Origin of the sequence: Phyllobacterium brassicacearum, from assembly GCF_003010955.1 — a bacterium.
In the GTDB taxonomy this organism is placed as follows: domain Bacteria; phylum Pseudomonadota; class Alphaproteobacteria; order Rhizobiales; family Rhizobiaceae; genus Phyllobacterium; species Phyllobacterium brassicacearum.
This window is the reverse complement of sequence record NZ_PGGO01000039.1, coordinates 1-22,716: the sequence shown is the minus strand read 5'-3', so window position 1 is coordinate 22,716 and position 22,716 is coordinate 1. Positions and strand designations below refer to the sequence as shown.

The following is a 22,716-nucleotide window of genomic DNA, read 5'->3' as shown; positions in this document are numbered from 1 at the left end:
GAAATATTCCCCCGACCTCAATCCGATCGAACAGGTCTTTGCCAAGATCAAGCACTGGATGCGCCAGGCTCAAAAGCGAACCGTCGACGACACCTGGCGCCATCTCGGCTACCTCGCCAACACCATCGAACCAGACGAATGCGCCAACTACTTTACCAACGCAGGATACGCTTCGGTGAAAACATGAAACGCTCTAGACGCGCCTGTTGCGAACACTGGAATGCCAGAAGAGCCTAGCTGTTGGCAGCTGGATCGAGCGGACATCGTGAAACTTTTTGATGTTTAAGCCGTTATCGCCGTTATGTCCGGGGCTAAACTCAAGGCGAAATCGATCGCCGGTGCCAAACCACGCGGTGCTGAAAAGCTGCGCCAGAGGGCATCGACTGTCGAAGTGGCCTCTGAGGTCGAGGATCAGGGTGCGCCGCCGGATTTCATCGACCCCGATCCAGAACTGACGCCTGAGGAGGCCGAGCAGGCGCGCAAGAGATACCTGCTGAGGCGCTTCTGGATCAGCGCGCGCGGTTACTGGGGCCGCGGTGGCGATAGGCTCGCTTGGCCGTTCTCAATCGGGCTTTTGATCCTGATATGTACCAATGTCGGCTTTCAGTATGGGATCAATGTCTGGAATCGCGCAATTTTCGACGCCATTGAGCAACGCAATGCCCGCACCGTTTATTTCCTAAGTGCCGTTTTCCTGCCGCTCGTACTCGGTACCGGAAGCCTTGTCGTTGCACAAGTCTTCCTTCGGATGACGATTCAGCGCCGCTGGCGTTCCTGGCTCACGACCGCCGTCATCGCGCGTTGGCTCGCCAACGGCCGTTACTATCAGTTGAATCTCGTCGGCGGCGACCACAAGAACCCCGAAGCCCGCATCGCGGAGGATTTGCGGATTGCCACCGAATCTCCCGTCGATTTCATCTCTGGTGTAATCTCCGCATTTCTGTCGGCCTCGACCTTCATCCTGGTGCTCTGGACTATCGGCGGGGCCATGACCCTGACGATCGCGGGTTCGACTGTCACTATTCCCGGCTTCCTCGTCATCACTGCGGTACTCTATGCCGCGATCACGTCCACCTCGATGGCGGTCATTGGCCGCCATTTCATCCACCTCTCCGAGGAAAAAAATCAGGCGGAAGCCGAATTCCGCTACACGCTGACGCGCGTGCGGGAAAACGGCGAGAGTATCGCATTGCTCGGTGGCGAGGAGGAGGAGCGTAGCGGCATCGACAAAACGTTCGCCAATGTGCTCAAGCGATGGGCGCTTCTTACAGGCCAGCACATGCGCACAGCGCTGGTGTCGCAGGGGTCGAGCCTGTTTGCGCCGGTCGTGCCGGTTTTGCTTTGCGCTCCGAAATTTCTCGAAGGTAGCATGACACTTGGACAGGTAATGCAGGCTGCCTCTGCCTTTGCCATCGTACAGGGCGCGTTCGGATGGCTGGTCGACAACTACCCCCGTCTCGCCGATTGGAACGCCTGTGCACGGCGCATCGCCTCACTGATGATGTCGCTCGACGGGCTCGAGCGCGCGGAGCAGAGCGACGCCTTCGGACGCATCAGGCGCGGCGAAACTGAAGGCGATGCGGTGCTCAGCTTGAACAATCTCTCCGTGTCGCTTGACGACGGCACCGCCGTGGTCAAGGAAACCGAGGTCGTGATCGAACCTGGCGAGCGGGTGCTCGTGGCTGGCGAATCCGGTTCAGGCAAGAGCACGCTGGTGCGGGCCGTCGCAGGTCTGTGGCCGTGGGGTGACGGTAGTGTCAATTTCCACGCCGACAAACGACTGTTCATGTTACCGCAACGGCCTTATATCCCCTCCGGAACACTTCGCCGTGCAGTCGCCTATCCCGCAGCAGCTGATAACTGGTCGTTGAAGAAAATCAACGCAGCCCTCGACAAGGTGGGACTCGATTATCTGAACGGCAAGATCGAGGAAGACTCGCCATGGGACCAGACCTTGTCGGGTGGCGAAAAGCAGCGGCTCGCGTTCGCGCGCCTCCTGTTGCACACTCCTGATATCATCGTGCTGGATGAAGCAACATCAGCACTCGACGAGAACAGTCAGGACAAGATGATGGAGATGCTCATCCACGAATTGCCCAAGGTCACCATCATAAGCGTAGCGCATCGAGCCGAGCTGGAGGCCTTCCATAGCCGCAAGATCACATTGGAGCGGCGCGAGGGCGGCGCAAAGCTTGTCAGCGATGTCGATCTTGGCCAGCGCAATAGCAGACGGAACTTGCTTGTGCGCCTTCTGAGGCACCCAAGAAAGGTTCCTGGGCGACACAGATCATCCATCCGGAGCTGAAAGTCCAACGACCGGGCGCGAGGCCAGGCATTCTTGCTGCTGATCAGCGATTGTAGATCAGGATAAGTGTGATGCAGGATAGGATAGCAAGTGCGGGGCGTCGCAGTGCGAAGCCGAAACACAACATACAGGCAGCGACCGACGCCCAGCCGAAATCTCTCAGTATCGACATCAACGGCCGAAGGATGCCGAGCGTGACGATCAGCCCAGGTGGCTTCGAAAGCCTCGCCGCAGTTGAGGTTCGGCCAAGCGATGATGCGCAACCAGAAATCGGCGGTCGAGATCGTCATTTCAGCGGGATATTGGGCCAGAGGGGCAATTGCGCCTCCCGCGGTCGTGATCGATGAGAAGGTCGACGCACGGGGCATGGCAACACAAGCCACCCATTTCGCGTTACTCTGAAAAAACCACAGCGGTTACCTTGAAAGGCGGGAACGATCAAACCTGGAAAGAGTTCTTGAGGTGTTGATACGAACAAGGAGTTCCTCCATGAAATCTCTCGCAGAGCTGTTTGAGCACACTCTAAAGGACATCTACTACTCTGAAAACGCTCTTGCCAAGGCTTTGCCGATAGTATCGAAAGCGGTCAAAAACCCGGAACTGAAAAAGGCAGTTGATTATCACCTCGAAGAAACAAAGGGGCAGATTGGGACTCTGAAAAAGGTCTTCAAGACGCTCAGTATCAAGCCGGAGGGCACAAAGTGCGATGCTGTAGTGGGTCTCTTGAAGGAGGCTGACGCCTTGATGGCAGAATCCGAGGATGTGGCTCTTGACGCCGGTGCGCTCGCTGCGTGTCAGGCAGTTGAACATTACGAAATCGCTCGCTACGGCTCATTGCGCGAATGGGCAAAGGTGCTAGGCAACGAAGAGGCGCACGTGCTCTTAAGTGGAATACTTGACGAGGAAAAGGCTGCTAACAGCAAGCTTACAAATTTAGCAGTCACATCGATCAACAAGGGATGAATTTCTGCGGGGAGCCCGCGGCCCTTAGCCAGGAAATCCTACTGTCGAAACTCAAACATCGACAGGTGACGACTCATTTCAATTTTCTTAGTTGCCGTCAGCCGAAACTTTCAAGCGATCGCGATCAACGAGCGGATCGAATCTATAAACTTAACGATCTGCTGATGAATCTATGCATAGTCTATTGGTGGTAGTCACAACCAACTCGAGAATGAATGAGCGAAGGGAAATCGATTGGTGATCTTTGATCGAATCACCCGAACTGCATTCGCCGTCGCAAGCGGCTTTCTCATGCTGCTGGCTTTCGGGTTGATCACATATGCAGCCTATGAAGTTGTGCGGTCCCTGTTAGTGGACGGCACCAACATTGCAACTTCCTTGCTCGAAGCAGTAGGCTATTCCGTTATTGCAATTGCGGTGTTCGATGTAGGGAAGTACTTGCTCGAGGAGGAGGCCATCAGGGCCCGCGAGATGCGCCAGCCTGCCGAAGCGCGTCGCAGCTTGACGAAGTTTATCTCAACTATTGCCATCGCGGTTTTTCTTGAAGGATTGGTTGCTGTATTTGAAGCTGGAAAAGACCAATTGCCGTTGATGATTTACCCAACTCTCCTCCTTCTGACTGGTGTCGCTCTTGTGATTGGATTAGGCATCTATCAGAGATTGAGTGCAATGGTCGAAAACGAAACCACTGATCGGGAGCAATCGAAAGCGCCGTTGCGAAGACGCACGAGGGAACCGAAATCTGCATAACTAAACTGCCGAATCTGCAAGGCGTATCGTATTCGCCAAGGTTATTTAATTGCAACATTATGTACGTTCATGCGGACTTCAATATCCGCCAATAATCGGCAGCATCTCGCCAGTAATGTAACTAAGCAGTGCGACGAGGCCAAGAAGACATAGGCTGGCGCGATCTCTTCGGGCTGCGCCGACCGTTTCATTTTTGTATCTGCTCCGAATTTTGCAATATCTTCGGCTTCCTTGTCCGCGGGATTCAGTGGCGTCCACACTGGTCCGGGCGCAACGGCATTGACGCGGATGCCTCGCGAAATCAGGTTTCCCGCTAGGGCCCGGGTGAAGGCATGAATGCCTCCAATGAAAGAACACAAGGGGCAAAACACCGCCATGAAGCGGAATGATCGAGGTATGGCGCGGTTCGACATGACCCACATGATCATGTGCATGCTTTCTGGCGTCAGGCTGATAAAATCCCAAAAATTGTCGTGGGCCGATTGGGCTTGCGGAAAACCCCGGTCCGGCTCCTGTTTGACCGCATGTATTATGTCAGGGAATTTTATGGCGTCCTGGATGAAGAAAACCGGAATGTTTTTACCAACGATGTCCCAGTTGCCTTCCTGGGTATAGAGTTTAACGGCAAAGCCCCGAACGTCACGAGCAAGGTCAAACGAGGCTTTGTTGCCAGCGACTGTGGAAAATCTGACGAAAGCCGGGGTTTTCTCTCCTGCGCGCTGAAAGAGGTCGGCCCGCGTGTATTTTGCAACCCCTGGCGCCAATCCTCAGGGCGTTTTGATCATCGACAACCGGGCCTCCCTGAGCCGTTGTAAGCAGAGGCGTACCTCCATCAGCAGTTTGATGCAGTTCGCGGCCTTGGCCCCGCCGGAGCTTTTGATCGTGGATGGTTACGCTGTTATTGCGTTTCGCCTTGGGTGACTTGGACATGGCCGTTTCCTTGCGTCGTTCGGGGGTGGCTCTGACGACAGTCAATGCAGCGGCAATGCTCCGGTTCCAGAGAACTGCATCGACGGAACGTATCAACCTGGAGATCGTTGATTGTAGGGCTAATATTGAGGAGATTTGAAATGAACTGGGATCGCATCGAAGGTAACTGGGAACAGTTTAAAGGTAAGGTGCAGGAGCAATGGGGCAAGCTGACTAATGACGATCTTGACGTCATTGAAGGAAATAGAAAGCAGCTCGTGGGGAAGCTCCAGGAACGCTACGGCAAAACACAGGAAGAGATTGAGCGCGATGTTGACAATTGGCTGACGCGAAACTGACGGTGCCGCCAAAACAATTGCGCAACGCAGATTGACCGAAGTCAAATGCGTCGGGATAAACCATCGCGAGTGGATCCTGGACAGTTACGGTGCCCATGTCCAACGTCACATCCCGAGGCGTACCCAATATCGACACGAACCTGCCGCGCAGTGCACTCATCGGAGGGCCTGCAATCTCCGCGATGCTTGACACCGGCACCGGGCGATCTCTGGCATTGGGTAACACATCGGAGCCGAAATTTGCTGAGTCGTGAGCGTAACCACAGAAAATGTCGCAGCGTGGCTTCCGCTTACTGCGTAGACTGAAATCGGTTGGGCATTAAAGAGTGCGGTACGTCCGGATCCGTGCTCGCGGACAAGTTCCTCCTCGATGAGATCTGGGTTGTCGTCGTTAAAACTCTCCCAGCCTTCTTCCCGATACATCGCACGGCACGCCGAGGAAATTCTCGAAAACGCCCGGGTCTCCGAACCTTCAGTTCCGACTGCGGTAACTCCTTTGGATATGAGGACGTGACCCTGCCTGGCGAGATTTATCTCGCGTTGAGCATCTTCGATTGCCCGGAACGTTTTCGGCCTGCCGCGCACGCCCATTGGCAACTGAAATTTACCTTGGATTGAGTTGCCGACGGCCGCTAGACCCGGCGCTGGAAGTCCTTGCGAACGATGAAAATGCTGTTCGCGAAAATGCATGCATTTCTCTGAGTCTAGGAACCAATCGGCCATCCCATCCGTTCGGCTGGGTCTGTTGTTCGACATCTCGGGGGCTTTTCAGTGCAGCACAGGGATTTGAGAAGTGGCCAGCCGATCTGGCTGGATCGCCCGGCCACCAACGTTCGCTTCGACGAGCTCTCCGATGATATTGTGATCGACGTCGCTATTGTTGGCGCAGGGATTAGCGGTGCTCTTGTGGCAGAAACACTGTCTGAGGTCGGCTATTCTGTAGCTGTCTTTGACAGACGCAAACCAGTGGCAGGGTCCACCTCCGCAAGCACGGCACTTCTGCTGTTCGAAATTGACATGCCGCTGCATCGACTTGCACACAAGATAGGTTTTGCCAATGCCGAACGTGCGTGGAGGCGATCAAAACTTGCGGTGGACGCTCTGAGGGAGCGGACACGTGCTCTCCACATATCTTGTGAACTGCAACCGAATGACTCACTATATCTTGCAGGGGATGTTCTGGATGCTGCAGGATTGCAGAGAGAGTTGATAGCGCGGAGGCGTGCTGGGTTTGAAACACAGTTTCTGGACAGGAATGAACTCAAGGAGAGATTCGGTATTGACCGGGCTGCAGCTTTGAGGTGTTTTGGAAATGGTGAAGCCAATCCTCGCAAACTTGCACTTGGTTACTTGCGTGCTGCGGCTGCGCGCGACGCGGCTATCTATGCGCCTGTCGAGATCGTCACCGTAGAGCCAAGATCGCGGGATGTCCTAGCTCTAACGAAAGGAGGTCAAAGGATTCGTTGCAAATACTTGGTCTTCTGCACCGGATACGAAATTCCGGATCAGGTACCCCACAACGGGCATCGAATTGTTTCGACGTGGGCACTGGCGACACCACCGCAGCGAAGGGCCCTTTGGCCCGAACGTTGCCTGATTTGGGAAGCGTCGGATCCTTATTTGTACATGCGAGCGACAAGAGATGATCGGATCATCATTGGCGGCGAAGATGAAGAATTCGAAGACGAGGGTAAACGCGACGCCAAATTGCCCGCAAAAGCGAAGATCATTCTGCGCAAACTCAAGAAGATGTTTCCCGATGTGGTTGCGGAGGCGGATTTTTCTTGGACGGGCACCTTTGGTGCGAGCGATACGGGCTTACCGTCCATCGGCGAGATTCCAGGGATGGACCATTGTTATGCTGTTCTGGGGTATGGCGGTAACGGCATCACTTTTTCTATGCTTGCGGCACAGCTCATTCGTAACCTGATTGCAGGGTCGGGGGATTCAGATTCAGACCTCTTCTCGTTCAAATGAGGGGCTCGCTCGGTTCTCCTCGACGGCTGCCGTAAATTGCCTCATGATTGAAGCCTCCCCTTCACTATGCGACGTTTATGGCGCTTGGCTGCACGCGATAAGACAGCGTCCTACCCGAAAACCTTTGGTTCCCGCTCTATTTTATACCCATCAAGCTCTTCAGCTCTGAAACCTTTTTCATGCAACCTTGTTCATCGCCGGCGTCGACCATCGTGCGCGCTTCAGCGATCAATTGATCGATTTTGTCAGTCGGATTTCCGGAGGGTTGGCCGGTGACATCTTTTTGGGGCACCGTAAACTTAACCAGTTGGCGATGTTTCTTTGTGAATTTGAGTGATGACCGAGGTTCGTGATCTACTCTATCGCCGTCACCGTTTTCCAGCTGAAGTTATCGCCGAGGCGGTGTGGCGTACTTCCGCTTCCCGCTCAGTCTTCGCATGGTCGAAGACATGCTTGCCTACAAGGGCATAATCGTCACACACCAGACGATCCGCACATGGGCGGAAAAGTTCGGGCGGGGCTACGCCAATAAGATCCGCAGACGTACGCCACGCCTTGGCGACAAGTGGCACCTTGATGAAGCTGTCGTTTCGATCAGGGGCAGGAAACACTGGCTCTGGCGCGCCGTCGATCAGGAGGGTTTTGTATTGGACGTCTTGGTACAAAGCCACAGGAATACCAAGGCCGCCAGACGCTTGATCCGCAAGCTGCTTAAGAAACAAGGTTGTGTGCCGCGTGTCATGGTGACGGACAAACTCAGATCCTATGCGGCCGGCAACAGGCAGATTGGTCTGACCGTTTGCGATCACCGCCAGCATAAGGGGCTCAACAACCGGGCGGAGAATTCGCACCAGCCAATTCGACGACGAGAAAAGATCATGAAGCGATTCAAATCAACTCGGCAGCTTCAACGCTTCGTTTCCATTCATGATCCCATCGCCAATCTCCACCACTTTCCACGCAACAAGTTAACTTCATCCGACCATCGCGCTTGTCGCAACGCTGCCATGGACGCGTGGCGCAAAATCGCATGCCTACAAGCGGCATGAGATCAGCTACACAAAAGCGCCCAAACGCGAAATATATCAGGTTAAGTTTACGGTGCCCGCCAAAGTCATCGTAGCGGGGCGCTGCCGTCGGAAAAATTGAAGTGACCTAAGAGTGATAGTTCTGATCTGGGATCGACGGGGCATACGACGTGTAGCTCTTGAGCGCAGCCACTCGAATTGCTGGCGAAAGCGCTGGAACCATATGTGTCCTTTATTGGTTCACCTCGAAGTGAAAGGAGGGGATAATGGACGACAACAGACCTTCTAAAACTCCAATTGCGGCACGCCAGGGTCGTCGGTGGCGGCCTTTGCTGAACATCTCGATATTAGGACTGCTCCTGGCACTCGTAGCTTGGGGCGGGCGGGGTCGAGCTGTATAACGAGAGCGGCGACAATGTTCTCCAAATCCAGAAGAACGAGGGCAACATTCAGAGCCCAGATCTGCCAGCTTTACCTTCGGACAAGCCCGTAGATCGCGATCCGGCATCCCGGTAACTTGGCAGCGTCGTGGACAGACGTGATACCCCGCCCGAGGACGGATACGTTTTCGAAGAGCTTGTAGTCTTCCATGCGCCTATAGCAAGCACAGTGGCGCCCTGGACTCCATCAAATTTGCTAGTGACGGGAGCCAAAAAAGAGCATCTCAATGACGTGTTGATAACAGGCGAACCATGATCGTTTCGCGATGCGCGGCGATCGAGGCGATGATCTCAAGATCGCGGCCACCCTTGTCAAAAAGCTTCATGATCGTTCGTGCCAAACGGTCTTTGTGTTCATAATAGCCTGGGTGTACGCCGAGCATCTCGCACGCCCTGATGTGAGCGCACATCATGATCTGCCAATCATCTTCGCTGTAGGTGAGTTGGTCGAAAAGATGCTGCAACATATAAGGCTCCTCCTCCACCAATGGCGGGAGCCCATAGCATCTCTCAAGCGCTGGCATGCCGTTGATAAACCAGCGACAGGGATATTAAGAACCTGGTAGTGGCTTGCGTCAACGATATGTCCTCCCGCGGACAATTCTTGCTCATGCCCATCCCGAACGCTCCCAAGATAGTTGAATAAAGACTGATCACTCTCTTCAGAACCAGATCGCTTTCTCGACTGGCGTCTGCACCCCAGACACGACCCCGCGCTCCGCCTCAGCCCTCGAATACTCTCTCCTCGCGTTGACGCAGCGCATTGAAGACGGTTTCGGGCAGCCGCACCCGCACATCCTCCGCAAAACGCTGCTTCAAGGCGTCAAAACTTGCATCCGGATCGGCCGTTAGCAAGGCGATTTCATCGAAGAAATCGAGTTCCTCGTCCGAAAGCGTTGCATCGGGCGCGGGTTGTACACCCCACACGTCCCATGGCAGGATTTCGTGGCCATTGAGGGTGGCGAGATCGCGGATCAGGCTGCCAGCGATGAACCAGAGGCCGCGAAGCTGGGAAAACTCGATACCAAACAGTTCTGGATTCAGTTGACCGCCGCGGCATCTGCGCCAGGCCTCGGACGCCGTCAAAAACTGCGCGCGGGGGACGTCAAGAACATCATGGCGGATCGCGAGATTGCGGACGAAAACATCGTCGAACTGGCTATCCAGCAGTGCCCAGCGGCCCTCTTCCGCCTTCCAGTATTCGCAGACCCAGTGATCCTCGAACTTGCCTGGATTGAAGTAGGCGCCGAAGCCACCGCGGCCTCTCGCGGGCACACCGTGATGGCGAAAGATCGCGAGCGAAAGCAGCATAAAATGGCGGCAGATGCCGACCAGGCGCTTTTCCGGTGGTCGGCCGATGTGGAGCGGGCGATCATCGAGTTCGAGTAGCGCATCGATGATCTGCTCCATCGGCCGGATATGGCTCTCGCCGCGACGTGCGTCAGGAATTGGATAGCCATAGAAGGGCTCCGCCACGTGCTCGTAAATCAGCAACCCCTGCACCGTGCGCGCGACGCTCGCGGGATCGAACGGCAGCGCATCAAGGAGGGCGGCATGGCGGCCGGGCGTGCTGAAGGGCGAGTGACTTGCATAATGGTCGAGCATGCGCTGGGATGCGCCGCGACCATTCTCGCGGGCTCTGTTGCAACGGCTGAGTTGGGTTAACGAAGGCTGATACCATAACAGCTATGCGGCGAGGATCGCGAACTGCTCAGCCAGGGATGGATTCGGATTGAAGGCGTACCTTGCCTGTCGCTTGCGCATCATGTGGACCATTTCGATGCCAGACAAGATGATGCGGGCAGTTGCCGTCGATTTGAATCCGAGCATTGTCCGCACGCGGCGCTTGATGCGCCGGTGATCCTGCTCGATCCGATTGTTTAAGTATGGACTTTTCCTGATCGTAATCGGCTTCAGCTGACGCCGGGAGCGATCCTGCAAGCGATGTGTCACGTCGCAGGAAAGGATCGCCTCCCGGTTGGTCTGGCTGCCGTCGATGACGACGCGATCCGGTCGGCCATGGCGCTTCAGCGCCTTCCTGAAGAAGTGTTTCGCTGCGGATAGATCCCGATGCTCGCTGAAGAGGAACTCGACCGTATCGCCAACGCTATCGATGGCGCGGTAAAGATACATCCACTGGCCTCGAACCTTGATGTAGGTTTCATCCATATGCCACTTGCCGGTGACGCCACGCTTGCGCCGATTGAAGCGCTTCAGCAACAAAGGCGAATAACGAATGGTCCAGCGATGGATGGTCGTATGATCGACCGCAATGCCACGCTCGGCCATCATCTCCTCAAGATTGCGCAGGCTCAGATTGTAGGCAAGGTACCAGCGTACGCATAACAGGATCACTGATTGGTCGAACTGACGGCCCTTGAACATCAAAACTCTCCGAAAACAATCGAAGGGTTCCTTGCCATGCTGCGGGTAACCAAAACGTTGCAACAGATCCCGCGCTCCTCCTGACAGTAACGGCTTTTACCGCGGCGCACTCGATCACGCTGACGCTGGCGACGCTTGGGTTTGTCAACGTGCCCGGACCGCCGGTCGAGGCGGCAATCGCGTTCAGCATACTGCTCCTCGCCTGTGAGATCATCCGGATACACAGGGGCCTGCCCAGCTTGACCGCACAGCGCCCCTGGATGGTGGCGTTCGCATTCGGGCTCCTGCACGGACTTGGCTTTGCCGGGGCACTGGCGGGTCTGGCGCTGCCTGCCGGGGATATTCCACTGGCCCTGCTGTTCTTCAACGTCGGGGTGGAAGTCGGACAATTGATGTTCATCGCAGCGGTGATCGGCGTGGTTGGATGCGCGAAGTTGTTGAAGTATCCGCCAAGGGTGGGGCGTTCCGCATTTCTGGCGACGACCTATGCGATCGGCACCATGGCGTCGTTCTGGTTCGTCGAGCGGGTGGCAGCATTTTGAGGAACCCGAGCTGGATTCCGACCACCGCAACCGAGGCATCGAACTGATGTCCCGGGCTTTGATGAGCTATGACGAGCTGGTCAAACCCGCATTGGGATCGGATGCAGACTCGCCACTATGCGAATTGCTCATGTCATCTGTTTGCAACTGATGGCGAGCAATAACAGGGGGCAACTGCGAAATACGCAGGAGAGGGGACTCAGTGTACAGCAGGCAGGGACGCAATACTCATGGGCGAAAATATTTGACCCGGCTGCTGGGTGCAGTCCTCATTGTGGCGCTCTTTGGCTGCGCCGGCCGACCAAAGGGCGTTCTTGTCCCGGTGGCCGATACCTCACCAAATTCAAGCCGGGTCGAAATGATCGTGGCAACCACCCGCAGTCGCTCCGTAAATCCTGGCGAAATGTTCAGTGGAGAGCGAGCCCTTACTCCGTCCTTTGCCGAGATCACGGTGTCGATACCCCCTGCCGATCACCGAAAGATAGGTGAAGTCGAATGGCCGCGGAGGCTGCCGCCCAATCCCGCGACAGATTTTGCCGTCCTGAAGGCAGATCAGGTGACGAAGCCGGCGGCAGAAGCCTGGCTGGGCGATGCGGTGGCGAAGAACAAGGATCGCAGCGTCCTCGTGTTCATCCACGGGTTCAACAATCGCTTTGAAGATGCGGTCTACCGCTTCGCGCAGATCGTCCACGATTCCGGCGCGCCGAGTGTGCCGGTCCTCGTGACCTGGCCGTCGCGAGGCAGCGTCCTGGCGTATGGATATGATCGCGAGAGCACAAACTATACCCGGAACGCCCTGGAGAACTTGTTCCAGTATCTGGCGCGGGACCGCAACGTGAAGGAAGTCTCCATCCTTGCCCATTCGATGGGCAACTGGCTGGCGTTGGAATCACTGCGTCAAATGGCGATACGCAACGGCCGCCTTCCACCCAAATTCAAGAATGTGATGCTGGCCGACGCCGACGTCGATGTCGATGTATTCCGCTCGCAGATCGCCGACCTTGGCGAGCCACGACCGCAATTTACCTTGTTCGTGTCCCGCGACGACCGCGCGCTGGCACTGTCGCGGCGAGTCTGGGGCAACGTTGCACGCATCGGCGCAATCGATCCCGAGCAGGAACCCTACAAGACGGAACTTGCCGCCAACAAGATATCCGTTGTCGACCTGACCGAAATCAAATCCGGGGACAGCCTCCGTCACAGCAAGTTTGCACAGTCGCCGCAGATTGTGCAGTTGATCGGCTCCCGCCTCTCCGATGGGCAAACCCTTACCGACAACAGGGTCGGCCTCGGAGATCAAATCGTCGCCGCAACGACCCGCGTTGCTGCAGTTGCTGGTACCACTGCGGGCCTCGCCCTTGCGGCGCCAGCGGCCGTTGTGGACCAGAACACGCGTGAAAACTACGCCAGTCATGTTGAAACGCTCAATCCGGGATTTCGGGGTTCGCCGACAAAGATTTCGGGTAGCGGGAACTGTCCGGCGCATTCGGTAAATGATCGGTGCAACCAATAGTGCATTTCGGCCGCGCGTGGGACCGAGAAAGTGAGGCAACATCGTAGCGCTGCGCTTCATTTCCAGTTTTGCAGCTTTCAATCTGGCTTGATGAAAAAACGGACCAGACAGCCCGGCGTGCAGATTGAAGGTTAGGTCCGGCCCGCCCTACCGCTCGCCTTACTCCCCTGTAAGCGCGATATGCTATTTTGTTACTCTGTATAAGTAATTGTAAGTACAAGCATATCTATCTATCATTATAATTCGAAGATAGAAGGTTTAATTGCAGTTGTGCTTGAATACTGGTTGTTTTACAGTACATTTTTGTCAGGGGATAAACGTCTTTCGGAGGCAACGCTTGGGAAACGATGAATCCGCAGGTTTTTGCTTATGAGTTGTTCCATCCGAATTGGGAAATCATCGTGCTGAATGGAATTCTTCCGAAGCAAAAAGCAATACATTGCGGCTGACCGCCGCGACAACCACCGAATGCTCAACCCTAATTCATCTGATTGATTCATTCCCACAACTCGGCGGTTGGATAGCGCCAATGGGGGGCCAGATTGATCAAATGTTCGATCGCAGTTTCGACAGCCACTTCAGCATGGGCCCCTGAAGTGACGGCATAAGCGTCGTCGTGTTGCCCCGCACCAACGACAACCCAGGAGGATTAATCCATGCAAGGGAAATGGGAATTTCTGAAATTAACCGTCGCACTTTCCGTCCTGGCACTCGGCAGCGCTTCGGCGCAGGACAAGCCGAACGCCATCAAGGCACCGGCGACAAAGACCATCGGATCGGCAAAATCGCAGATCGAACCCTCGCTCATCGTGCTCAACTCAAAGGGTGCGAGCATGAAAGACGGAAAGTTGATCCTTACTGGGATTTCGCCAAGTTCAATCGTGTTTGCCGACCGTCCTGTAAGAGCGGCTGGCCACGTTCTGACGGCTCATCTCCTGGAAGAGTGGGCTGTCGGTAAAGACAGCTTCGCCGCTGATCCGCCCAACGCCACGGTGTCTGTTCTCAAGAAGGACGGCAGTGACGTCCTTGACGCTGTCGTTACTCTAAATGCCCCGAAAATGGAGGACGACAACCTGACCTTCGATGTGGAAGTGTTGGAGGGCAGCCTCGACGGTGCTGACGGACCGGCATCGACCTTCATCGATATCATCGGGATGCCATTGACCCCACGCTCCTTTGCCGGGGTTGCTCGCCGTACCGCGTACCGAGGAGCCTGGTATGGGGGAGCCGTGGCCGGGGCCGCCATGGCAGCTCCCTATTATTACCAGCGGCCATTGTGCGGCTACTACCCCTATCCGCCATGCTACTGACAGCAGCCATGCGGGCTTGGGTTTTGGCTGTCCAGTCGACGAAACAACGGTGCTGTTAGGCAAAACCGGAGGAGATACCATGAAGTCGTTCCACAAAAAGGTCTTAGTGTCGGCGGTTTTTCTCGCCGCAACCAGTCTGCAGGGTGGGGGCATGGCCTTCGCCCAGTCTGGGGCCGAAATGCCAACGATCCTCGTTACACCCGATAAGGTCGAATCCCGTATCGGCACGCTCGAATTCAAGGACGGTGCCCCAAGCGCGGCAACCGTCGAGAAGGTTCGCGACACGCTGGATTTCACCCGCGGCCTCGACGTGTTCCTCAACAGTTACGGCGGTGCATCCGCCTACGCGATCCGCAAAGGACTTCTCAGCATCGGCGCGGAGGACAATACCGTCACCATCTATCCCGAACTGATGGATGCGAAGTCGTTGTTTCTTACAGCCAACGCCGACACCATCTACTACTTCAGCACCGTCGACCTGACCAAGGGGCCTATGGTGGTCGAACAGCCTCCGAAGGGACTTGGTACCATCAACGACATGTGGTTTCAGTGGATTGTCGACGTCGGATTTCCCGGCCCCGACCGTGGCGAAGGTGGCAAATACCTACTGCTTCCCCCAGGCTACGACGGTCCCGTTCCGGAGGGTGGCTTTTACGTAGCGCGGTCAAAGACGAACCGTGTGTTGTATGCCGCTCGCGCCTTCCTCACCGACAATGATCCGAAGCCAATGGTCGAGGTGATCAAGAAGACGATCAAGATTTACCCCTATACGCCCGGTGGCGTTGGCACCAGCATCGCGACAGCGCTTGGAGGCAAGGTCAAGCTGGAAGCAACCCCGCCAATCCCGGAGACCAAGATTATTGAGGCCAGCGGAAAAGCATACAATACGATTCCGCCAAGCGATTACTCGTTTTTTGAGATGATCAACGCCAACATTCAGGATGAGCCAGCCGATTCCTATAATCCGGAGCTTGCCGGTCAATTGGCGGCAATCGGCATCGTGAAGGGTAAGGAATTCAAGCCGGACGATCGGATGAAGAAGATACTGACCGATGCCGCCGCGGTCGGAAATGCTGCCGGACGAATGCTGAATTGGCGCTACAGCGTGCCTCATCCCGATTGGGCGTACTACCCAGGCTCAATGTGGGGCAACATGCTGTGGGAGGGCGGTGCCAATTTTGAAACGCCGCCGCCGATGATCTCCAAGGAGGGGCTTTTCGAACCGTTGCCGCCGACTGGCGCGCGGACCCTCGATTCCAAGACGGCGTTTTATTACGGCTACACCCTTGACTCCCCGGGCATGATCATGCGGCTTCCCCGCGTTGGCTCGCAGTATCTCATGGGCTTTTCGGACGCGGACAAGAACGACCTCGACGGAGGCAAAACCTACAAGGTGACGCTTCCGCCGAACATTCCAGCGGCTGCGTTCTGGTCATTTACGCTTTACGACAACCAGTCTCGCTCGATGCTCGACACGCCGCAACGCTACCCGCGGGCCGGAAGTCAGTCTTATCCTTCGCCAGCTGCCGAAGCCGATGCGGACGGCTCGACGACAATCTTTTTCGGCCCGAAGCAACCGGATGGCGTGAAGCGTGGCAACTGGATTCAGACCATGCCTGACAAAGGCTGGTTCACGCTGCTGCGTCTCTATAGTCCGCTTGAGCCGTTCTTTACGAAAGAATGGCGTTTAAGTGAAATTGAACTGGTCAAATAATTCGGCGGAAAGGGGACAATCAAGAGGTGCCGGCGGGACATGGTAATGAAAGTTGCGGTAACAAAAGTGGGGAGACCATGAAACCAACCAGGCAAACACGACTGGGCGTTGCAACGGTTGCCGGTACCGCTGCCCGCAAGCCAGGGTCCGTTGGTTTCTTGGTCCTGATGCCGGGAAGAACGCCCTCGGCGAATTCAATTCTTGGGACATACCCAAACATCTTAGAGATTTTGATGCGTCGCACACATCGTCGCGTCTTTTCATTCAAAGCAGAACACAGGAGGAGATCATGCATTTATTAGTTCGGACTGCCCTGGCATTTGCGGTCCTCACCGTTCCATGTGAGGCCCAGGAAATGTTCAAGAAATATGGTAAGGCGGCCGGTTGGGACATATTTGTCAATGAGAAGATGGGCCCTGGCTGCCTGATCGCCCGGCAAAATCCCGACGCTGGCGCACAGGTGGAGATCGGTATCGATGCAACCGCAGACCTGCGCGGCTATCTGGCGCTTTACTCCAAGAAACCCGAAAAGATTACCGCAGGAGAACAACTCTCGGTCGTGTTCGACGTCGATGGCGAGCAGTTTACGGGCGTGGCTACCGGCCAGGAGATAGAGGGATTCGACGGTGCATCCGTTCCCTTCAACAATCTCGATTTCATCTATGGTCTTGCCAAGAAGAAAAAGCTGACGATCACCGCGAAAGGGCGTGATGAATTAGTGATTGACCTCACTGGTACCGATGCCGCGTTCAAGGCATTGCGCGAGTGTCAGGCCGCGCAGAAGTAAGCGGCGGTGTCCGCTGCGTTCCGCGCAGTGGCCGTCTGAATCGCTCTAAAATAGGAGGTGAGAGGGGGCCGGTCAAATCCTCCTGCCTCCGTTTACTGTCGTTCCGCATCTTTTGCGGAATACAGATGTTGGTGGCAATGCTCGCCCGTGCATAACGAAGATATACACAAGAGTTGCCTGGAACGCTCGGAATGACCCTGTCCGGCAGGTTAATTCCAACCTCGACAGGCGAGACCGGGCGTCGGCTCCCTCGCTGCAAGCGAAAGCCAGATATCTTCCGGATTACTCGGCAGGCGCCCATTGATCACGTCTAGAGTTTTCAACGGCATTGAACGATCTCATTGAGAAGGTGCGCTTATCGCGTTATCGGTAATGCGCGGGTTGTTACGACGGGAGGGCTTCTCTTGGCCAAAGGCACGGTTAAATGGTTCAATTCGACAAAGGGTTTTGGGTTCATCCAGCCCGATGACGGTGGCGCAGATGTATTTGTGCATGTTTCTGCCGTTGAGCGGGCTGGTTTGCGCAGCCTAAGCGATGGTCAGAAAATCAGTTACGAGCTCGTGCAGGACAAGAGATCGGGCAAACTGTCAGCTGATCAGTTGCGCGCGCTTTGACCCACTTGGGAAGCCTTCGGGCACTGTGACCAAAAAGGCGAAAAGGTTGTGGCATTCGTAAAAAATGAAGCACCACGATCTCCCCTCCGGTTTTGTGCGCCTGCACGCGCGTTATTACACGGCCGAGGGTTAGTTGCCCCTGACGTTCCCGATATGTGCTTCGAAAATCGCATAACGGCTCGTCTGGAACCGCACCCGCAGAATGCCGCATTCAGTGGGTCTCGGTTCCGCTCAAGGAGGTCATCATGGTCGCTGAGGCCCTAAAGCCGCCCTATATCGACGTGCTCAAAAACGGCCGCGATGGGGTGGGAAGCGGTCATAAACCAAGAAAAGCTGAAACGGTCATATGCGCCACTTCCGACCTAGGGCGTCACACGCCGCTGCAACGGTCACGTCGTTCCGGAGCCAACCAGTACCTCCATCTCGACGATGAGCGGTTCTCTTTTGCCTGCATCAGGAAATGATTGGCGGACTTCCTCGCGTACAGCGTGCCGCAGGTCTGCGGAGAGCTTGACATACTCCTGTCCCGAGATCCCTGCACCGGCGTCGGTGCCGCTGAAATAGTCGTCGAATGAGGCGAAGGAAAACGACCGTAGCTCGCTTCGAACCATCACCTCGGTGAAGCCAGCACCATGCAACAGCGCGCTCAGTCGCTCGGCGGTCCGGATCGAAGCATAGCGATTGAGCTGTTCGGCCTTGGCAGGCACATGCTTGCCGATGACGGTGCAGATCCGCGTAAATAGAGAACGCTCGGGCGTCGAGTTGACCGTAATCGCCGTTCGTCCGCCAGGCGCAAGGACACGCCTGAACTCGGCGAGCCCGCGCGCGGGATCCTCGAAAAATGCGAGGCCCAGCTGACAAATAACGCGATCGAACCGACTGTCAGGAAACGGAAGGGCATGCCCGTCGAGGAGTTGGAACTTGATCGCCGAGTTCTCTGGATTGCGCCTTGCGACCTTAAGCATCGTGCTGGAAATGTCACCGGCAACAATCTCTCCCGTAGGACCCACCAGCTCCGCCGCCGCTCGTGCGGCGGCCCCCGTGCCTGTTGCCACGTCGAGAACGCGATGGCCGGCGGCGATCACCGCGACGTCCATGAGCGCGGGAATGTATGCCGCCGTCACGCGGGCAAACATGCTATCGTAGCCTGTGGCACCGTCGACATATAGCGGCCCAGTCATTGTCGTCTCCATAAGCGCGATCACGGAGTAATAGCATGTCGCGTCGGCAAGGGCAGCTATGGGTCATGGTTTCCCCTTCAAATCTCTCGAAGAAGGTCCGCAAGGGGGCGCGTCCCGCCGTTTGTTGCACCTGCTGTCAATGACTGGAATTGGGTACGAAGTGGACTGTCCTGATCTTCAGCGAGATCAAATGGGGCACTACAGCATTGTGGGATTGTAGACCTTCGGGAACCAATCAAAATCGGGCAATAACACCTATTATCGGCATTTTCAAACGAACGGTTATCAGTGACTGTCGATATTGAACAGAGGCTTTGTATTTGAGAAACTTGGCGTGTGACTATGGTGTCAGCAGTTCGGACCCATTCGTCTCGACGAGTGGGCTGTACTGCAATCCGCTAAAACATCAGCCCACGAACCACCTCTAGCGCCGTTGAGGAAAATGCATGAGCTTATTCGAACTTGAATGCTTTGAAAGCTTCACGGTTTCGCTTCCAGGCGTATCCCTCGTCGACCAGTGGGGATCCCGGGTCGCAAAGGTGAGCGACAGAGTATTCACACTTCTTAGGCTGACATCCCCGGATCTGCACAGTCTTGTATTCAAGTGTCCAAGGGAAAGCTTCATCGTGCTGACTGGGATCGAGGGTGTCAAGCAGGCGCCCTACTTCGCTAAGCGGCAATGGGTGTGCGTTTCTAAGGAGGCTGGTCTTAGCGATGGCGAACTCGACGCCTATTTGCGTCGATCCTACCAGCTTGTTGCAAGCTGGCCTGACAAAGAAAATTCGTCAAGAATTGGGTAACCCGCTGGAATAAAGCGTCAGCACGAGAACTAATGCGCCTGTTCTTCAAACAACGTGACAGCTCCATCAAAACGTATGCATGCGACGGACCAACGGCGCGGGGCAGAAAGCTAATTGCTGTCTGGATTTCCGCTATTCGCCGATACTGTTCTCCAATGGGTCAAGGGCGCGGCGGCTCGGTTAAGAGCGTTGTCGACGCTTTCGGGTGCCTGCGTTCTATACGTGCTCAGGTGGTACTTGATGGGGTAAGCTGGGTATGGAGCGGCTTGGTTGAAAGCGCAGTCGGCCGATCTGGTTGGCCGCATGCTACAATATCGGCGCGAAGCGGACTTATAATATAGTAGGCGTGGCAGTAATATTCTCGTCAGAATGAACCCGGGTCTGTAGGATTAGTTGAGTGACCTATCACGCAATCCGTAGCATGGCATGGCGTATTAGAGCGCCAATGTTCAGCGCGTTCAGAAAAGGAAGGACCTTATGGATTCCGATGGAACAATTGTCACTCCTTTCACTCGACTGCTGGGTATCCGCCATCCAATCGTTTCGGCTCCGATGGGGCGTGCCTCCAGGCCAGAACTTGCCGCAGCAGTGACCAATGCCGGCGGCCTCGGCGGGCTTGGTTTCAGCTGGGACAGCCCGGCGGGCATCGAAGAGCTCGTTATTGCGGTGCGGCGGCTTTCCAATGACGGTCCCTTCCTCGCCAACTTTGTCCTTGAATGGGATCAGCACCAGAGGATGGACGCTGCGCTCTCGGCCGGCGCTCGGATCGTCTCTTTCTGCTGGGGTGACGTCGCGCCCTACATGGATCGTGCCAAAGCCGCGGGTGCGCTGGTCGTCAATACCGTCGGAACACCGGAGGAGGCGCGTCGATCCGTGGATCTCGGTGTGGATGTTCTGGTGGCCCAGGGCAATGAAGCCGGTGGTCACGTCTGGAGCCGGTTATCCAGCATGGTACTCCTGCCGCTTGTGGTCGATGTCGCCGGGAAGGTGCCCGTTCTAGCCGCTGGTGGCATTGCCGATGGGCGGGGCCTTGCAGCGGCTCTCATGCTGGGCGCATCAGGTGTATGGCTCGGCACACGGTTTCTTGCCTCGACTGAAGCGGCTTGCCATGCCGAATACAAGCGCCGTCTCATCGAAGCTGCTGCGAGCGATACGATCGAGACCACGCTTTTTGACGGAGGCTGGCCGGATGCACCCAGTCGGGTATTGCGCAACCGCACGGTCGAGACATGGGAGGCGGCGGGTCGCCCCGCGTCGGGTTCCCGGCCTGGGGAAGGTGAGGAGATTGGTCGCACACCCGATGGCAGCCCGGTACGGCGGTACTCGTTCGCCAGCCTGCTCAGTGGCGGTCAGGGGGACATCGACGACTTCGTCATTTACGCGGGCGAGTCCGTCGGACTGGTGCGTGAGATTCGACCAGCGTCCGATATTGTCAGAGCCTTGATCGATGATGCAGCACAGACTATGGCGCAGCGAACCCGGCACTTCAGCGACCGCTATACGAAGGGTTAAGAGGATCGCGTCGGTGTGGTTCTAAGGGGCCATTGAACCTTTGGCGGGCGCAAAGAGCCGCGATCGTGTGGCGTTCCGCGAATTGGTGCTGCGATGACCGTTTGTGGAGGCCAGGAATTCCGCCCTTGACCCCTTAGAGAACAGTATGGGCTCGAAGCGGTCATTCGTAATCGCATTGACCAAACCGCCGTACGTCGATTCCTCCGCCCATCAGCACTCTGCAACATGGGTCGACTTCCGGAACTCAGGCCGGCGGCGGACCCAGGATCTCCAGTCCAAACTCGCCCGCCGCGACGGTCGCAGTCTCGTCCAGGTTCTCGTCTCCGAGACCGCGCTCAGCAACTACTTTGAAGAAGCGCTCAAAGCCAGCGGGCAGGATGACGGTCAGGAGGCGGCCGGGAGCCGTGCCAATGTTTTTGAAGGAGTGGACCTGATGGCGGGGCAACAATGCGACGCCGCCAGGGCCTATGTCGAGCACCTCATCGCCACGCCAGATCCGAAATGTCCCTTCGATCACGTAGGAGATCTCATCCTCCCGCCCATGGCGGTGCAGCGGTGCAGCCACGCCTGGCGGCACGAACTCCTCAATCACGGCCGCGTCGAGAGTGCCGGCTGGATCGCGACGGATGATCACTATCTCGCCGAGCACCTCGAGTGCGCAGTCTGCGGGCGCTTCACTCGCCAGTGCTGCCATCCTCTCCTCCATCAGCCTTACTAGGGACGATAGTCCCGCGCCAGACCTATCGCAAGGCGGCAACTGGCCCGGTCACATAGGTCATACAGGTAGTATAGTTGTTGACGCCCTCATTCCACTTGACGGTGAACTGCGGCAGTACGTCACCGAACCCGGAAATGAATTCGCATCGTTCGCGGAAATCCTGTTGCCCGCGGACCTGTCAAGGGTCGCGTGCAGGACAAACGTCCGCAACTGGGCGGCGTGTAGCGGACATTCACCAAAGTCCGCTTAGCGCCCCGCGCTTTAGAATCTCAGAAAATGGAACGGTGACGAAAGATCGGTTTTCACACTCATGCCGGGCTCTGGGATATCGGGCTAGCTTGCCCGCTATGCCCATGTTCCCGTTCTGTGTTTCGAAAATCGCATAATGGCTCGTATGGAACCGCACGAATCCGGGGACGGCGATGCTGCCTCCAATGGTCACGGTTCGGAGTCGGCCTCTTCAGAAAGGGCTCGGTCGTTCTGTCTCTTAGCACGCGCCCGGTCGAGCTTGCCGAATTCGGTCATGATGCTCACCAGAACGCTGCCCGTCCAGCCGAATGTGAACAAGCCCGATATGGCTATGATTGGTCCGATCAGACGCCATCGATCAGGCAGGCTGATGTTGCCCTGGCCGAGCGTCGTATAACTCTCCAGGACGTAGTAGTAACTGTCACGCATTGAGGGGATGAATCCCCTCACATGGATAGGGATCGCCCAAATGAGGGTTTCGGCGAAATGCAGCGCGGTCAGAGAAGCGATTGTCGCGGCGAGCAACAGGTTGAGCCGCCAGTGTGGCGTGGTGCTGCTCACATGGATCCAGGATTTGCTGAAGCGCTGATTGATTGCCCGAATTCCTGCGCCGTGTACGAAAATAACAACGATCAATATCAAGGTGCCGACAGCAATTTC

General features: G+C 56.2%; 20 protein-coding genes and 4 pseudogenes. 16 read left to right on the top strand and 8 right to left on the bottom strand.

Annotated elements, in window-relative coordinates; translation table 11 throughout:
• The 5 genes and pseudogenes from CU102_RS27280 to CU102_RS27265 form a co-directional block, all read left to right on the top strand.
• Nucleotides 1–187: pseudogene (locus CU102_RS27280) on the top strand (IS630 family transposase); the annotation flags it as partial.
• A gap of 114 nt (nucleotides 188–301) precedes the next feature.
• The gene (locus CU102_RS27275) at nucleotides 302–2,305 is read left to right on the top strand and encodes an ABC transporter ATP-binding protein/permease (protein WP_106714187.1); all 2,004 of its coding nucleotides are present in this window, start codon (nucleotides 302–304) and stop codon (nucleotides 2,303–2,305) included.
• Between the two features lie 210 nt (nucleotides 2,306–2,515).
• Nucleotides 2,516–2,707, top strand: a complete 192-nt coding sequence (locus CU102_RS29545; protein ID WP_133624768.1) for a hypothetical protein — start codon at nucleotides 2,516–2,518, stop codon at nucleotides 2,705–2,707.
• An 87-nt stretch (nucleotides 2,708–2,794) separates the two neighbouring features.
• On the top strand, nucleotides 2,795–3,268 hold the full coding sequence (locus tag CU102_RS27270) for a YciE/YciF ferroxidase family protein (protein ID WP_106714186.1): 474 nt from the start codon (nucleotides 2,795–2,797) through the stop codon (nucleotides 3,266–3,268).
• 237 nt (nucleotides 3,269–3,505) lie between these two features.
• The gene (locus CU102_RS27265) at nucleotides 3,506–4,018 is read left to right on the top strand and encodes a GNAT family acetyltransferase (protein WP_106714191.1); all 513 of its coding nucleotides are present in this window, start codon (nucleotides 3,506–3,508) and stop codon (nucleotides 4,016–4,018) included.
• A gap of 41 nt (nucleotides 4,019–4,059) precedes the next feature.
• On the opposite strand, the gene CU102_RS30685 is transcribed toward CU102_RS27265, so the two are convergent.
• Together CU102_RS30685 and CU102_RS27260 are read right to left on the bottom strand one after the other, a co-directional pair.
• Nucleotides 4,060–4,308, bottom strand: a complete 249-nt coding sequence (locus CU102_RS30685) for an SDR family oxidoreductase (RefSeq protein ID WP_425351611.1) — start codon at nucleotides 4,306–4,308, stop codon at nucleotides 4,060–4,062.
• Between the two features lie 36 nt (nucleotides 4,309–4,344).
• Nucleotides 4,345–4,948: pseudogene (locus CU102_RS27260) on the bottom strand (catalase); the annotation flags it as partial.
• A 140-nt stretch (nucleotides 4,949–5,088) separates the two neighbouring features.
• Here CU102_RS27260 and CU102_RS27255 point away from each other — a divergent pair.
• The 3 genes and pseudogenes from CU102_RS27255 to CU102_RS27240 all read left to right on the top strand — a co-directional run bounded on the left by CU102_RS27255 (nucleotide 5,089) and on the right by CU102_RS27240 (nucleotide 8,312).
• The gene (locus tag CU102_RS27255; protein ID WP_106714185.1) at nucleotides 5,089–5,286 is read left to right on the top strand and encodes a CsbD family protein; all 198 of its coding nucleotides are present in this window, start codon (nucleotides 5,089–5,091) and stop codon (nucleotides 5,284–5,286) included.
• 786 nt (nucleotides 5,287–6,072) lie between these two features.
• Nucleotides 6,073–7,263 (top strand): NAD(P)/FAD-dependent oxidoreductase, encoded by a 1,191-nt coding sequence (locus CU102_RS27245; protein WP_245425607.1) that lies wholly within the window; start codon nucleotides 6,073–6,075, stop codon nucleotides 7,261–7,263.
• Between the two features lie 336 nt (nucleotides 7,264–7,599).
• Nucleotides 7,600–8,312, top strand: a pseudogene (locus CU102_RS27240) (IS6 family transposase).
• 643 nt (nucleotides 8,313–8,955) lie between these two features.
• Here CU102_RS27240 and CU102_RS27235 read toward each other — a convergent pair.
• From CU102_RS27235 to CU102_RS27225, 3 genes are all read right to left on the bottom strand, one after another.
• Complete coding sequence (locus CU102_RS27235) at nucleotides 8,956–9,198, bottom strand: hypothetical protein (RefSeq protein ID WP_106714182.1); 243 nt, start codon at nucleotides 9,196–9,198, stop codon at nucleotides 8,956–8,958.
• A 256-nt stretch (nucleotides 9,199–9,454) separates the two neighbouring features.
• Nucleotides 9,455–10,336 carry a transglutaminase-like domain-containing protein gene (locus CU102_RS27230; RefSeq protein ID WP_106714181.1) on the bottom strand — a complete coding sequence of 294 codons (882 nt, stop codon included), beginning with the start codon at nucleotides 10,334–10,336 and terminating at the stop codon, nucleotides 9,455–9,457.
• Nucleotides 10,337–10,417: 81 nt separating this feature from the next.
• Nucleotides 10,418–11,116, bottom strand: coding sequence for an IS6 family transposase (locus tag CU102_RS27225; RefSeq protein WP_106714180.1), 699 nt, complete (start codon nucleotides 11,114–11,116; stop codon nucleotides 10,418–10,420).
• 71 nt (nucleotides 11,117–11,187) lie between these two features.
• Here CU102_RS27225 and CU102_RS27220 point away from each other — a divergent pair.
• From CU102_RS27220 to CU102_RS27195, 6 genes and pseudogenes are all read left to right on the top strand, one after another.
• A pseudogene (locus tag CU102_RS27220) lies at nucleotides 11,188–11,658 on the top strand (HupE/UreJ family protein); the annotation flags it as partial.
• Between the two features lie 244 nt (nucleotides 11,659–11,902).
• Nucleotides 11,903–13,171, top strand: a complete 1,269-nt coding sequence (locus CU102_RS27215; RefSeq protein ID WP_425351610.1) for an alpha/beta hydrolase — start codon at nucleotides 11,903–11,905, stop codon at nucleotides 13,169–13,171.
• A 656-nt stretch (nucleotides 13,172–13,827) separates the two neighbouring features.
• Nucleotides 13,828–14,481: a hypothetical protein gene (locus CU102_RS27210; protein ID WP_166648603.1), complete on the top strand. Its 654-nt coding sequence runs from the start codon at nucleotides 13,828–13,830 to the stop codon at nucleotides 14,479–14,481.
• Between the two features lie 151 nt (nucleotides 14,482–14,632).
• Nucleotides 14,633–16,195 (top strand): DUF1254 domain-containing protein, encoded by a 1,563-nt coding sequence (locus CU102_RS27205; protein WP_106714189.1) that lies wholly within the window; start codon nucleotides 14,633–14,635, stop codon nucleotides 16,193–16,195.
• Nucleotides 16,196–16,484: 289 nt separating this feature from the next.
• The gene (locus CU102_RS27200; protein ID WP_133624766.1) at nucleotides 16,485–16,982 is read left to right on the top strand and encodes a hypothetical protein; all 498 of its coding nucleotides are present in this window, start codon (nucleotides 16,485–16,487) and stop codon (nucleotides 16,980–16,982) included.
• 404 nt (nucleotides 16,983–17,386) lie between these two features.
• Nucleotides 17,387–17,596 (top strand): cold-shock protein, encoded by a 210-nt coding sequence (locus tag CU102_RS27195; RefSeq protein WP_106714177.1) that lies wholly within the window; start codon nucleotides 17,387–17,389, stop codon nucleotides 17,594–17,596.
• Between the two features lie 389 nt (nucleotides 17,597–17,985).
• Here CU102_RS27195 and CU102_RS27190 read toward each other — a convergent pair whose 3' ends face one another.
• On the bottom strand, nucleotides 17,986–18,777 hold the full coding sequence (locus CU102_RS27190) for a class I SAM-dependent methyltransferase (RefSeq protein WP_166648601.1): 792 nt from the start codon (nucleotides 18,775–18,777) through the stop codon (nucleotides 17,986–17,988).
• Between the two features lie 446 nt (nucleotides 18,778–19,223).
• Between CU102_RS27190 and CU102_RS27185 the strand changes: the two genes are divergently transcribed.
• Together CU102_RS27185 and CU102_RS27180 are read left to right on the top strand one after the other, a co-directional pair.
• Nucleotides 19,224–19,577, top strand: coding sequence for an MmcQ/YjbR family DNA-binding protein (locus CU102_RS27185; protein WP_342588791.1), 354 nt, complete (start codon nucleotides 19,224–19,226; stop codon nucleotides 19,575–19,577).
• Nucleotides 19,578–20,054: 477 nt separating this feature from the next.
• A complete protein-coding gene (locus CU102_RS27180; RefSeq protein WP_106714175.1) occupies nucleotides 20,055–21,089 on the top strand; it encodes an NAD(P)H-dependent flavin oxidoreductase in 1,035 nt (344 codons plus the stop codon).
• A gap of 244 nt (nucleotides 21,090–21,333) precedes the next feature.
• Here the strand turns inward: CU102_RS27180 and CU102_RS27175 are convergent, their stop codons facing one another.
• Nucleotides 21,334–21,795, bottom strand: coding sequence for a cupin domain-containing protein (locus CU102_RS27175; RefSeq protein WP_210204795.1), 462 nt, complete (start codon nucleotides 21,793–21,795; stop codon nucleotides 21,334–21,336).
• A gap of 450 nt (nucleotides 21,796–22,245) precedes the next feature.
• A partial coding sequence (locus CU102_RS27165; RefSeq protein WP_245425604.1) for an ion channel occupies nucleotides 22,246–22,716 on the bottom strand: 471 nt, incomplete at its 5' end.